The 13157-nt window shown below is 55.0% G+C and carries 8 protein-coding genes; 3 read left to right on the top strand and 5 right to left on the bottom strand.

What is annotated here, in order from left to right; genetic code table 11:
- Positions 1 to 10: 10 nt before the first annotated feature.
- From BLR09_RS07045 to BLR09_RS07035, 3 genes are read right to left on the bottom strand one after another with little or no spacing between them, the layout of a single operon-like run.
- Positions 11 to 2434 (bottom strand): ABC transporter permease, encoded by a 2424-nt coding sequence (locus BLR09_RS07045; protein WP_176785482.1) that lies wholly within the window; start codon positions 2432 to 2434, stop codon positions 11 to 13.
- Positions 2435 to 2439: 5 nt separating this feature from the next.
- On the bottom strand, positions 2440 to 4839 hold the full coding sequence (locus tag BLR09_RS07040) for an ABC transporter permease (RefSeq protein ID WP_093199539.1): 2400 nt from the start codon (positions 4837 to 4839) through the stop codon (positions 2440 to 2442).
- Between the two features lie 50 nt (positions 4840 to 4889).
- Positions 4890 to 7301: an ABC transporter permease gene (locus BLR09_RS07035; RefSeq protein WP_093199537.1), complete on the bottom strand. Its 2412-nt coding sequence runs from the start codon at positions 7299 to 7301 to the stop codon at positions 4890 to 4892.
- A gap of 371 nt (positions 7302 to 7672) precedes the next feature.
- On the opposite strand from BLR09_RS07035, the gene BLR09_RS07030 reads away from it, so the two are divergent.
- Positions 7673 to 9448 (top strand): hypothetical protein, encoded by a 1776-nt coding sequence (locus BLR09_RS07030; protein WP_143011046.1) that lies wholly within the window; start codon positions 7673 to 7675, stop codon positions 9446 to 9448.
- On the opposite strand, the gene BLR09_RS07025 is transcribed toward BLR09_RS07030, so the two are convergent.
- A complete protein-coding gene (locus BLR09_RS07025; protein ID WP_093199532.1) occupies positions 9387 to 9929 on the bottom strand; it encodes a hypothetical protein in 543 nt (180 codons plus the stop codon). The two genes, BLR09_RS07030 and BLR09_RS07025, sit on opposite strands and share 62 nt — an antisense overlap.
- A gap of 202 nt (positions 9930 to 10131) precedes the next feature.
- On the opposite strand from BLR09_RS07025, the gene BLR09_RS07015 reads away from it, so the two are divergent.
- Together BLR09_RS07015 and BLR09_RS07010 are read left to right on the top strand one after the other, a co-directional pair.
- On the top strand, positions 10132 to 10431 hold the full coding sequence (locus tag BLR09_RS07015) for a hypothetical protein (protein ID WP_093199527.1): 300 nt from the start codon (positions 10132 to 10134) through the stop codon (positions 10429 to 10431).
- Positions 10395 to 11651 (top strand): serine hydrolase domain-containing protein, encoded by a 1257-nt coding sequence (locus BLR09_RS07010; RefSeq protein WP_093199525.1) that lies wholly within the window; start codon positions 10395 to 10397, stop codon positions 11649 to 11651. Before BLR09_RS07015 ends, BLR09_RS07010 begins: the two co-directional genes overlap by 37 nt.
- A 68-nt stretch (positions 11652 to 11719) precedes the next feature.
- Here BLR09_RS07010 and BLR09_RS07005 read toward each other — a convergent pair whose 3' ends face one another.
- Complete coding sequence (locus BLR09_RS07005; RefSeq protein ID WP_093199522.1) at positions 11720 to 13156, bottom strand: RagB/SusD family nutrient uptake outer membrane protein; 1437 nt, start codon at positions 13154 to 13156, stop codon at positions 11720 to 11722.
- Position 13157: the final 1 nt, after the last annotated feature.

Here is a 13157-nt window from a genome sequence, read left to right as displayed (position 1 = left end):
CCTGCGGTTGCTATTCACTTTTGAGACTTTTGACAGGATTCATCCAGGCAGCTTTCACAGCCTGGAAGCCTACCGTCAGCAAGGTTACTCCCAGTGTACCGGCGCCGGCGGCGGCGAATATCCACCAGGCAATCCGGACATGATAGGCAAAGCCGCTGAGCCAGTGGTCAGCCGCGAACCAGGCCAGCGGAAACGCAATGGCCAGGGCAATCAGTACCAGGCGGACAAATCCACCGGAAATCAACACGACGATCCCCGAAACCGATGCGCCGAGTACCTTCCGGATACCGATTTCCTTGATACGCTGCTGCACAATGTAGGACGTCAGTCCGAACAAACCGAGGCAGGCCAGTACCAGCGACAGGGTCGTGAAAACGCTCATCACATCACCCAGTTGCAGCTCGGCGCGGTAGATACCGTTGTACTTGTCGTCCAGAAATTTATACTCAAAAGGCATCGTCGGAACTACCTGTTTCCATTTCCGCTGGAGGAAGGCCAGGGTTTCGGGCAGCTGGTGTCCGCTGAGCCGGACCAATAGCCGGCGCCCCCGTATTTCGGGAGACAGTACCAGGGAACGGATCGGCTCGTGGAGCGACTGAAAGTGGAAATCCTTTACGACGCCCCGGACGATACCCGGCCGGAGATTGTCGAGAAACATCCGCTTGCCGATCGCTTCTGCAGGCGTCCAGCCGAGCTGCCGGGCGGCACTTTCGTTCAGGATGAAGTGATATTTCCGGTCACCCCACTCCGGAAAATCGACGTCGCGGATATCCTGCTGACTGAAGTTGCTTCCGGCGACAAGCTGAATGCCGGACGTCTGAAGGTATTCTTCGTCTACCGGATTGCCGATGACAGGTATCTGTTCGTTTTCCGGCATCGTGGCCGTCCGCATGTTATAGCCGCTGTAGATGTCCACTGGCGTGGCTACGCAACGGGAGACATGAAGAACGTTCGGATTCGTTTTCAGCTCCTGCTTGAGGGTATTCAGGTTGGTCAGCGCGCGGTGATCAACGAGGATTTCGACGACATGCTCGCGGTCGTACCCGAGGTTTTTACTGCGGATCAACTGTAGCTGACTGCGGATGACGAGCGTCGCGACGATCAGAAACAGCGTAATCGCGAACTGAAACACAATGAGCGACTGCTGCACCCGCCGCCCGGAGCCCGTATGCCGGAACGTACCCTTGAGTACCTTCACGGGCTGGAATCCGGTCAGTACCAGTGCCGGGTAGCTGCCGGCCAGCAGGCTGACGACCAGCGTGATACCCAGGCTGAACAGTAGAAAGGGCGCTGACAGCAAGTCTCTGGCAGAAAGCGACTTGTCGGCCAGGTTATTGAACCACGGCAGCAGCAGCGTAACCAGGTCGAGGCTCAACAGCATCGCTACCAGGCAGATCACGCCTGATTCTCCGATAAACTGCCAGAAAAGCTGGTTATTCCCTGCGCCGATGACCTTCCGGACGCCTACTTCGCGGGCGCGCTCTACCGACCGGGCCGTACTCAGGTTGATGTACGTGAAGCCGACAATCGCGAGGATCAGCAGCGCGACTCCCGCAAGGATATACAGGTAATCGATATGGGTATTGGGGACGAACGCGTCGTATGGAGAATGCAGGTGAATGTCTCCGAAAGGCTCCAATGAATAGGAAATACTTGCCCCCGAGCCGGCCATTTCCTTCTTCATGAAGGGATTGATCTTGGCTTCCAGCGGGCCGAAGGCATTCTTATCTTTCAAGAGCAGATACGTGATGAAATTGGCGTTGAAATAGCTCTCCTCCTGGTTGGCGTGCAGGGTGGAAAAGGACGCCAGAAAATCGAAACGGATCTGGGAGGTCGGCGGGTAATCGCGGACTACCCCCGTTACCTCATACTGAATGGTATCCTTCCCGGTTTGCAGGAGCTTTCCCACCGGATTCATCGTTCCGAAATACTTCCGGGCAGATGATTCGGTGAGGACTACCTTGTACGGACCGTTCAGGGCTTTTGCCGGATTTCCGGCGACAAAATCGGCTTCAAAAACCTGAAAAAAGGTTGAATCGGTATACAGAAAATGTGGTTCAGAAACCAGGTCATTTCCCCGGCGGAGAACCACCAGGTCATTGGCCGTCATCCGTACTGCCGCTTCGACTTCGGGAAAAGTCCGGCGAAAAACCGGCGCCACTTTCGTGCTCGTCACCGGTACCTTTTCTACCTGCGTGCTCCCGTCAAACTTGTAGGCCATCACTACCCGCGCGATCCGGTCGCCCTTCGGCTGAAACCGGTCAAACCGCAGTTCGTATTGCAGGTACAACCCGATCAGGAGGCAGCAGGTGAGTCCTGCCGTCAGCCCGGCGAGGTTGACGAACGACGAAACCTTGTTTTTCCACAGGTTCCGGAGGGCGAGGAGGGTATAGCTTTTGAGCATGGCCAGCGGGCATGGAGCACGGGGCTCCACGCCGTTTATTCACTTTTGAGACTATTGGTCGGGTTGGTGGTGGCCGCCCGGAAAGACTGCCAGCCGACGGTCATACCCGCGATGAGAACCGTCACGCCGATTGCCATCGCAAAGACCGTCCAGCCGATCGAAATACGGTATGTATATTCTTCCAGCCATTTCGACATGCCCCACCAGGCCAGCGGAGCGGCTACGACGAAGGCGAAGAAAATCAGCTTTCCGAATTCCATTCCGAAAAGGCCGAGAATCTGCGTCACACTCGCGCCGAGTACTTTCCGGACGCCGATTTCCTTGGTTTTCTGCGCCGCCATGAAACTGACGAGGCCATACAGGCCAAGGCAGCCGATGAAAATCGCAATGAACGAGAACAGCCGGATGGCCTGCAGCATCAGCGACTCCTGCTTGTAAAGGCGGGCAATCCGCTCGTCCAGAAAACTTTGTTCAAACAAATGCTCGGGGAAGGTCTCGTTCCAGATTTTTTCAATACCGGCAATGGTCTTCGGCAGGTCGGCCGTATTCACCCGGATGTTGGCCGTCCGCTCAAATTCCCGGTTCGAGAAAATCGCCAGCGGATTGATTTCCTGGCGGAGAGACTGGTTGTTGAAGTCGCGGACAACGCCTACAATCGGCGCGGCCGTTCCCCATACTTCCAGGTTCTGGCCGACAATATCCGGGACTTTCTGCCCGATTTTTTTGACGAAGGTTTCATTGACGACATAGCCGTTCGTTGTATCGCTTTCTGACAGATTCCGGCCCGCAACCAGCTTCAGGCCATAGGTCGAAATGTATTGATGATCAGCCGGTTTGACGTTGACGCCCCAGTTTTCGTTTTCCGGGCGCGACCCGAATCGGAAGGTACTTGTGGCATTCATCCCGGAGGTTGGCGGTGCAAAACAGAACGACACCGACTCTACTCCCGGAACCTGGCCGAACCGGTTGCGAAGCGTTTGCAGCGGCGCGTCTTTCGGAGACGGAACGGGCACGATGAGTACCGCCGACGGGTCATAGCCGATATCTTTGCTCCGGTAGAAACCCATTTGCTGCGTGACGACCAGCGTACTGATCAGCAGTACCTGTGTGATGACGAACTGTATCACGACCAGGCTTCTCCGGACCGACAGGCCGCCTACCTGCTGCGTAGTGATCTTCCCTTTCAACGCGGCGACAGGCTGGAAACCGGCAAGGATGAAGCCCGGATACGCGCCGGCAAACAGCGTCACCGCCACGATCAGCGCGAGCGTAAATGCCCATAGCGAAGGGTCAGAGAAAAACCGGAAAGTACCCGTGAAATTCATCCCGTTCTGTTCCTTCATCAGGTTGTTGAAAGCCGGCAATAAAATCTCGGCCAGACCTACTGCCAATGCGGCGGAAAGAACGGTAATCAAGGCCGTTTCGGCCAGAAACTGCCCGAGGAGCTGGCTGCGCGTGCCGCCGATGACCTTCCGCACGCCGACTTCCTTCGAACGCCGCAGCGCCTGCGCCGTCGCCAGGTTTACAAAGTTGATACAGGCCGTCAGCAGCAGGAAAACGCCGATCGAAGCCAGCACATACAGCATGGTATTACTACCCCCGCCGAAGTCCGGGTTGGTATGCAATTCCAGCAGCGGAATCAGCGGGTATGCACCTTCTTTCCATAGCTCGCCTACGTATTTTTTGCGGAAAGCCGGCATGAGCTTGTTCATCAGCGCGATGTCGGCTGTATTCCGGAACAGAAGCAGGCAGTTGGTCGTGGAGTTCGTCCATCCCCAGTTGTCCACCGTAATGCCGTCCCATTCCTTCGGCATCGAAGCCCAGGAAATGAATACTTCGTTCCGGCGGTTGGTATTTTCGGGAATATCGGCGACGACGCCGGTGACTTTCAGGTCGATGGCGTTGTCCAGCTTGAGAAATTTCCCTCGGGGGTCGTCGCTTCCAAAGTACTTTTCCGCCATTTTCTGCGTCAGGACAACGGTATTCGGTTGCGCCAGGCTGCGCGCGGAGCCGTGGACCCACTGATAGTCCAGGATGTCGAAATAGTCGGGCTCGGTGAAGCAGATCGCATTTTCCTCCTTGAACTTCCGGATGGCGCGGCCCTTTTGATCAGGTACCGTCAGCAGCCGGTTTCCAACGCCCATGATCATGGATACCTTTTCGAGGAAGGCATAGTCGGAGCGCAGCGCCTTTCCGATCGGAGCCGGTACGCCCGGAGACCGCCGGATGCCGTTTTCGGTATTCGTTTCCGTGACAACTTCCACGACCCGCCCCGCCTTTGAATGGTGCTTTTCGAAGCTCGTGTGAAAATTGACGACCTGAAAGATCAATAGGCAGCAGGTCAGGCCCAGGGTCAGCCCCAGCGTGTTGAGCAGGGTATATCCCTTGTAGCGGAGCAGGGTCCGCCAGGCGACGAGAATGTAGTTTTTGAGCATGGGGCAGAGGGCAGGGGGCAGGGGGTATCAGCCCCCTGCCCTTGTGCTGTTTATTCGCTTTTAAGACTGCTTGCGGGATTGGCGGTGGCGGCCCGGAAGGACTGCCAGCCGACGGTAATGGCGGCGATGATGGTTGTCGTCACAATCGCCACGGCGAATACCGGCCAGCCGATCGGAATCCGGTAGGTATAGTCTTCGAGCCACTGCGACATGACCCACCAGCCGGCCGGCGCCGCTACGACGAAGGCGAGGAGAATGAGCTTGCCGAATTCCCGGCCGAAAAGCGCCAGAATCTGGGGGACCGTCGCGCCGAGTACCTTCCGCACACCGATTTCCTTCGTTTTCTGCGCCGCCATGAAGCTCACCAGGCCGTACAGGCCCAGGCAACCGATCACGATGGCAATGCCGGAAAACGCCCGGATCAGTTGCAGAATCAGGTTTTCCGTTTGATAGGCATTGGCGATCCGCTCGTCCAGAAAGGTACGGTTGTAGAGGTGATCCGGATAGGTTTCGTTCCAGACGCGCTCGATACCGGCCAGCGTTTCGTTCAGATGAGCGGTATTGACTTTGATACCGGCGGTGTGGTACCGGCCCCGGTCGGCGAAGACCGCAATAGGCTGAATTTCGTTGTGAAGTGACAGGTTATTCCAGTCCTTCATAACGCCGACAATCGGGTACCGGCGGTCCCAGACCTCAAGCGTACGGCCGACTACATCCGCAGGTTTCAGTTTGCCGCCGAGGCGCCGTACATAGGTTTCGTTGACGAGGAATCCGCGGGTCGTATCGGATTCGGCTATATTCTTTCCGGCGACAAGTTTCAACCCATACGTTTCGAGGTAATGGCTGTCGCCCGGTTTGGTATTGACCGACCATTTCTCGTCTTCCTGACGGGTGTCGAACCGGTGGCTGGTGTTATTGTTACTCTGGCTCGTCGGAGCGAAAGAGCTGAAGGATACTTTTTCTACGCCCGGAACCTGCGAAAAACGATAGCGGAGGGCTTCCGTAGCCTTGTCGGAAGTAGGGATGTTGAGCAACACTACAGCCGAAGGGTCGTAGCCGATGTCTTTTCCCCGGAAAAACTCCATCTGCCGGGTCACGACAATACTGCCGATAATCAACAACTGTGTCAGCACAAACTGCAACACCACCAGGCTCCGGCGGATAGACATGCCGCCTACCTGCTGGGTACTGATCTTGCCTTTCAGTGCGGCGACGGGCTGGAACCCGGCCAGCACCAGACCTGGATACGACCCTACCAGCAGGGTAACCAGCGCGAGCAAGGCCAGCAGGAAGAGCGCCATCGGGCCGTCCGACAGCAGCCGGAGATTGCCGAAGAGGTTGAGACCCGCCGTTTCATACACCCAGCTGTTGAGCGAAGGCAGCGTTATCTCCGCAAGCAGGATCGCCAGGACAACCGACAATACGGTAATCAGGCCGGTTTCGGCAATGAACTGCCAGAACAGCTGCGGTTTCGTTCCGCCGATGACTTTCCGGACGCCGACTTCCCGGGAGCGTTTCAGGGCTTGCGCCGTAGCGAGGTTGACGAAGTTGATGCAGGCCGTCAGGATAAGGAACAAACCGATGACGCCGAGGGCGTACAACTGGCGCTTGCTCATCGTTCCGTCGTAGTCGGTGGCGAAGTGTATCTGCGAAAGGGGGATAAACGGGTGCCCCCATTCTTTGGCGTCCCGCGGGTGGTATTTTTTGATGAAGCCGGTCATGGCTTTGGCTGCGGTCGCTTCGCCCGTGCCGTCCCGTGTGAGAACAAAGCAGTGCATGCTTGAATTGACGCCACCCCAGTTATCCATGCCTGCTCCGCCTGCGCCCTTGTAATTCTTCAGGGTAGCCCAGGAGATAAACAGTTCGGTGCGGCGGTCGGTATTGTCCGGGATGTCGCCGAGGACGCCGGTGATTTTGACATCCAGATCATTGCTGATTCTGAGTCGCTTGCCGACCGGATCTGCATCGCCGAAATACTTCTGCGCAAGTTTCCGGGTGATGACGGCGGTGTTCGGCTGCGTGAGCGACAGGCGCGGATTACCGGCCTGCCATTGGTAATCGAGGATTTCGAACAAATCCGGCTCGGCATAGGAGATCAGCTGCTCCTCGTTGAATTTCCGGACGGCCCGCCCCTTGTCGTCCGGTATGGTTACCAGAATATCATGCTGATCGAAGATCATGCTGATTTTTTCGAGAAAGGCGAAGTCGTTCCGCAGGGCCTGACCCATGGGAGTGGGGACGCCTCCCGAGTGACCGACGCCGTCCGAATAAAAATCGGTCATTACCCGGTAAATCCGGTCCTTGCGGGAGTGGTAGCCGTCGTAACTCAGCTGAAACTTCAGTACCTGAAAGATCAGAATACCGCAGGTAAGCCCGAGTGAAAGTCCCAGGACGTTCAAAGTCGTATAGGCCTTGTAGCGGAGGAGGGTACGGTAAGCAACCAGAAAATAATTGCGCAGCATAACGGAAGCAGTTGATCGGACAGACTACCCGCTAAAGTTATGCCGCTGAAAGTCTGATTTTATAACTGACTGATTGTGAGTATTCTTAAAGAAGCCGTCTGTTCGAAACCGGACAATAATCCGTTCGGATTCGAACACGGGGCATCTGCAGATTGAAAGCCGGTGTAGGCGCCGGAAGCATTGACGGAACGGTAAACCACGGGGATAACCTTTTCGTAAATTGAAGTATGATAACAGATGAGATGATAGTGAAAAATATATTGATAATTATTAAGAAATGAAAGCGGGATAAAACTCCGGAAATAATACATTTACGATTAATTCTGAATGCGTTCAGGTCCGGATTAACCCCCTTAGAAACGAATAGCTTTATGAATCTGAGTAAAGTTCTTGCTTCCGCAATCGGGGAGCAGCGTGCGGCGTGGTTCGTGAGTTTGGGAATTACTGCTATCTTTTTGTTTTTTGTTTATTTTTTTTCATCGCCTGTTCCATTTGGAGATGATTTGCCGGCCATTTATGAGTATTGGCGCCGTCTCTCCGAAGAAATCACACCGGGCGAAAAGGCGCTTGTTCTTTTCTCGAACAACTACGTAGAGCACCGTCTGTTGGCGCTGAGCCTGATTGTCTTTATTGGCCAGCTTTTTTCCGAAACGGTACCCCTTCCGTTTTTCTGCCTGAGCGCTGCTCTGCTGTGGACAGGCGTCCTGCTGATTTACTGGAAATGGCTGAACAGGACCGGGCTTTCACCCTGGTGGGGCGTGGTTATAACGGGTGTACTGCTATCCGGCGCCAGCTACCAGACCGCTTACTGGACAATGGCTGCTCTACAGCATTTTTCAGTCGTGTTTCTTTGTTTTCTGACGGTTTTTCTGCTTTCGCGGAAGCTGTCCGGCGGGTACGTGGCAGCCGCGCTGGTGACCGCTTTCATCTGTACATTTTCGTCGGGGAACGGCATGGCGGTGTGGCCGACGGGCGTTCTTATTCTTCTGATAAATCAGGAACGGAGGTTTCTTCCTGTGTGGCTGGCCGGACTGCTCTTTTCAATCAGCCTCTACCTGGCCGGAGTACGCCTGGGAGAGACGCATTCCGGACGATCCCTGTCCACGGTTTTTGACAGCTTCTGGGCCAAGTCTGTGAACCTGGTGGCAGGTCCGGGCGGAGCCGTGCTGATCGAGCGTTCCCTCCTTGATTTTTCCGACGGCGGGGTCGCATTTTCCGCACGCAACCCGGCCATATACGTAGGAATCATGCTGTTGATCCTTTATCTGCTGGTATTCCGCATGGCTTTGCGCCGCTCTGCCGCCGGAGAGCCCGACCGTATCGCTGCTGCCATTGCCGGCACTTCATTGTTTCTGTTGATGACCTATGCCTTCATCACCTTCGGGCGAAGCGCCGGCGAAGCCTCTTTCGTGGTCTTCAAAAGCCGGTACTATACCTACTCGGTGGCGGCGATTGCAAACGGCTTTTTCGCGCTCGCCTGTCTGACACGCAACAGCTCCTGGCGTGCGTGGCTGCTCGGCGGTTCGCTCGCATTTACAGCCGCCTTCTGGCTGGTCTGGCAATGCAGCATCTATCCCATTCTCCTGAATCAGCGCGCGATCCTCGATATCGGATATACCAATTACCTCAACAGGGGGAAATGGGTCATTTACCAGGCAACTTCCTTCTACGAAAACTACTACCATTCCTTTTTCGGGAAGGAGCAGAATAAAGCGCTGCTTCCTGCTCCTCCGCTCCTCGTTAAAGCTTACCGGAACCGCCTCGAGTCGGCTGCCGGTTTCACGCCCTGCCAGGACCTTCGCGTTGATCTGCTCGACAACGGGGTCGTTTACGCGGTCTCTCTCCGGAACGAGGAGGCTCCGGCGATACAGGAAAAGGGAGAAGGGTATGCGATTGCGATGACGTCGGAACGTGATACGTTTTTGCTGCCGGCCCTGCACATGCGGAACGGCGTTCTGCGGTTTCTGGACAGCGGCCGGGCCACCCGCCCGGGATATACCCTGAATGTTCTTCTTCGGAAAAACGATTTCCCGCCGGCTACCTATCGCCTGCACCAGTTTTACTTCAAAGATGACCGGGGCGTCATTAACCCTGATACGGTGGGAGAGCTTCTCTGGGCGCAGCCGCCATCATCAGCTGACCGATAACCGCCAGGATACCCACCAGCCAGACGAAACCGCCGGCAATGAGCAGCAACCGCTGCCGCCGGTTGTACGACGTCTGAACAACGGCCTGATCTCCCTCCGTCTGAAGAATAGCGAAATTCAGGGCGTTCAGCGCGGGTAAGAGCGGAAGGCACGAAAAGACGGAGAGATACGAGAGCGGTTCCGGCAGCACCGACGGCAAGTTCAGGAGAAAAGTCGCCAGGTAGATTCCCCACGGCGAAAAACGCGTTGAATAGCCGGTTTCCGCCGCAAAAGTCCGGATCCGTTTCAGCAGCGGAATCAGGTAAAAGACGCTGAACATCGCCCGCATGGCCGAGTGGATGGACGACTGCTCCCTGTCCCGGAAAAAACGCCAGCTTTTGAAGATCCACCACAGGTCATATAGCCCGAAAGTAGCAATAGACAGGATGATAAATTGCCTGGGAGTGAGGAGTTCCCTCGGTTCGGTGTGGGGAGTGGTCATGGATGGTATCCGGAATCTGCCCCGAAAATAAAAAGAATGCCCGAAAACGGCTTTCGAATGCCCGGAATGACCTGAATCTCTCTGCAGGCCGGGTGCCGGAAATTTACGTACTTTGGTTCTGCCGGTCGGGGATGCACCAGGTTTTGTATGCCGGTATGGAATCTCTGAAAACACCGCCGGTTTTCTCCCGCATTCTTATTCGATGATACAAAAACTGTTGCTATTCCTGGTTTTGGGCTTTGCTGGGCCTGCTTTTTCGCAGTCACAAAAGAACCATTTTCATGCGTTTCAGACAGGTAATCCGGAGAAAGGAGGGTTTTCGTCTCCGGTACTGCTCGAACTTTTCCCCTACGTCAGAAATCAGCAGGTAAATATCCACAGCCTGATGATTATCCGGGATGATAAAGTCCTGTTTGACGCCTGTTTCTATCCCTATGCCCGCGGCATGCAGCACGACATCGCGGCATGCAGCACGACATCGCGTCGTGCACAAAATCCGTAACTTCCCTGCTGATCGGTATCGCTATTGACAAGGGATTTATCCGGGACGAAAATGAATTGGTCCGGAAATACTTTCCGGAGATTAAATCCTATAGTCCGAACTTCGAAACCCTCACGATAAAAGACTTATTAACGATGAGTTCCGGCCTGGATTGCAGATCGAATAATGAGGACGCGCTATTCGCTCAGCTTTTCAAGGTATCCGACTGGCCGGCGTTTATTTTCCATATTCCCAGCATCTCAACTCCGGGAAAGAAGTTTTCCTATTGTAGTTGTAACTACTACCTCCTTGCTGAAATTTTGTTCCGCGCTACCAAACAGGTCCCCGAAAAATTCGCGGACAAATACCTGTTTAAACCCCTGGATATTACGCATTTCTACTGGACGAAAAACGACAAAGGCATTAACTATGGATGGGGCGACCTCGCTCTCAAACCCCGCGACATGGCCAGAATAGGGCGCCTGTTGTTGAATGACGGCGTATGGAACGGCACCCGCGTTATTTCGGAAACCTATATCCGAAAAGCAACTTCCATTCACATTCCGCTGGACGGAGACGAGGGCTATGGGTACGGATTCTGGGTTGATAACGCGCATTCGTTTAATGCCGTCGGCCGGGGTGGACAACGCATTCATGTCGACAGGCTGTACAACGCCATCGTTGTCGCTACCGGCGGCGGGTACAACTGGGATGAAAAAGGAGGAATCGACGACATCATCGGACGTTCCATTCACCGGAATGCCCTCCCTGAAAACCGGCCTGCTGCCGATAGCCTGCAAAAAGCGATTGCCTTTGCCAAAAAAGTGGAAAGTATACTGCCTGTGAAGAATACAGCAGCCAATCAGGAGAAGATACTGTTCAACCGGCAGTTGATTTTTGAAAAGAACAGCCTGAATATTTCAACGGCCCGGTTCCTTACAGTGACTGGTAAGGATATGGTTTTCCGCGTTACAGACCCATCCGGAAAGAAGGTTGATTATCCCTTGCCTGTCGGAACCGCCTATCGGTATTTTACAGATCCTTTTTCCAAACACATCTATGCATTCAGAGGGTACTGGAAAGCACCGGATGAATTCATTGTTGATTTTAATACGCTGACAAAAATCAATAAAAACAGCATTGGCTTTAAGCTGAAGGATAAAGAAATTCAGGTAACTATTCAGGAAGAAACGCAAAAGATAAACGATACCGTTCGGGTTTATTTCGAGGAGAATAAGTAGCTTTTCAACGAGAAATACCTCTTAGAAAAGCGGCTCCGGAACTACTCCGGAGCCGCTTTTTCTTTCTGTCAATAGTTACTGTTCTGAATCAATACCCCGTTGCTGAGGTCGATCTGCCGTTGCGGCAGCGGGAAGTAGTAGTGCTTCGGCCGGACAAACGTACGCCCCGGTTTATACGGCCCGCGGTCCTTTTTGTAGTGGGCGACGAGGTCGATCAGCTGCGCCTTGTCCCAGCGCATCAGGTCCTGATGCCGTTCGTTTTCACCGGCCAGCTCCACCCGGCGCTCGTGCATGATGTCTTTCATGGTCGCATTGGTTTTGGCTGACAGCCCGGCGCGCTTCCGGACGGCGTTCAGTTCGGCGTCGCCGTTTTTGCCGGAACGTATTTTGGCTTCCGATACCAGCAGGTAAACGTCCGCCGAACGGAGGAGCGGCGCGTTCAGGTTCTGGTCCATGTCGCCCGACGCCGTGAAATTGGTGTATTTCCGGAAGGCAAAACCCGTGACCCGCGTCATCGTTTTGGTGAAGGTCGTGATACCCTGCGCACCGCGGTCAACCTGATCGCCCGGCCTGAAAATGGACAGCGCGAGCCGCGGATCGCCGGTTTCGAATTCATCCACCAGGTCCTGAATCGGCTCGTGGAAACCCCAGCCGCCAAACGCCTGCGGGGTATGGTAGTAGGTCGACCAGTTGTCTTCCGTCCAGCCCGTCGAAAACTCCAGTCCGAAGAGAATCTCAGGATTATGCTCCGTGGCTACCCGGAAATTATCGCCGAAATCGGCGGCGAGGCGGTAAGCCTGGTTTTCCGTTACCTTGCGACCGGCCTCAATCGCCTGGTCCCATTTTTCCTGATACACATACAGTTTGGCCAGGAATCCATAGGCTGTTCCCTGGCTGACGCGACCCTGGTTGGCTTCGTCATACGTTGCCGGAAGTAGCTCCGCCGCCTTTTTCCAGTCGGCTTCGATCTGATTCCGGATATCAGCGACAGACGCCTTCGGTTTGTTGTAATTGCTGGCCAGCGCGTCAGCTTCCAGCAGCAGGGGTACTTCCCCGTAAATCAGCGACAAGCGCCAATAGACAAAGCCCCGGAGGAAATAAGCCTCGCCCAGGGAACGGTCCTGAAGCGCCTTGTCCATCTGCACCTTCGGCGCGTTGAGGAGGAGGGCATTTGCCCGGGAGATGACTTCGTATTTGGTCGACCAGGTCAGCAGCAGCTTCGAGTTCGAAGCGTCGAAGGTAAACTGTTCGAGCGGACCTTCATCGGCATGGTCGCCGGCCCGGTTCATGTCGTCCGAACAATTGTCAAACGCCCATTCGGTATGTACGAATCCGTCTTCCGACAGCAGAGGCGTATACAAGGCGTTGGCAGCCGCGACGACGTCGTTGCCGTTCCGCCAGTACTGCGACGAGGTAAGCTGCCCGTACGGCGTTGAGTTGAGGAGGTCTTTTTGGCAGCCGGTCGCCAGTCCGAGGCAAAGAAGGCTGAGCAGTATCTTTTTCATG

This window comes from Siphonobacter aquaeclarae, assembly GCF_900103285.1.
Lineage (GTDB): Bacteria > Bacteroidota > Bacteroidia > Cytophagales > Spirosomataceae > Siphonobacter > Siphonobacter aquaeclarae.
Note: the sequence above shows the minus strand (reverse complement) of the source record. Positions and strands in the feature narration are given on the sequence as shown.

Bases quoted from the DNA above. Each gene is read 5' to 3' on its own strand.
- BLR09_RS07035 (WP_093199537.1), bottom strand. From the start codon at position 7,301: ATGCTGCGCAATTATTTTCTGGTTGCTTACCGTACCCTCCTCCGCTAC.
- BLR09_RS07015 (WP_093199527.1), top strand. From the start codon at position 10,132: ATGATACAAAAACTGTTGCTATTCCTGGTTTTGGGCTTTGCTGGGCCT.
- BLR09_RS07005 (WP_093199522.1), bottom strand. From the start codon at position 13,156: ATGAAAAAGATACTGCTCAGCCTTCTTTGCCTCGGACTGGCGACCGGC.
- BLR09_RS07010 (WP_093199525.1), top strand. From the start codon at position 10,395: ATGCAGCACGACATCGCGTCGTGCACAAAATCCGTAACTTCCCTGCTG.
- BLR09_RS07030 (WP_143011046.1), top strand. From the start codon at position 7,673: ATGAATCTGAGTAAAGTTCTTGCTTCCGCAATCGGGGAGCAGCGTGCG.
- BLR09_RS07040 (WP_093199539.1), bottom strand. From the start codon at position 4,839: ATGCTCAAAAACTACATTCTCGTCGCCTGGCGGACCCTGCTCCGCTAC.
- BLR09_RS07025 (WP_093199532.1), bottom strand. From the start codon at position 9,929: ATGACCACTCCCCACACCGAACCGAGGGAACTCCTCACTCCCAGGCAA.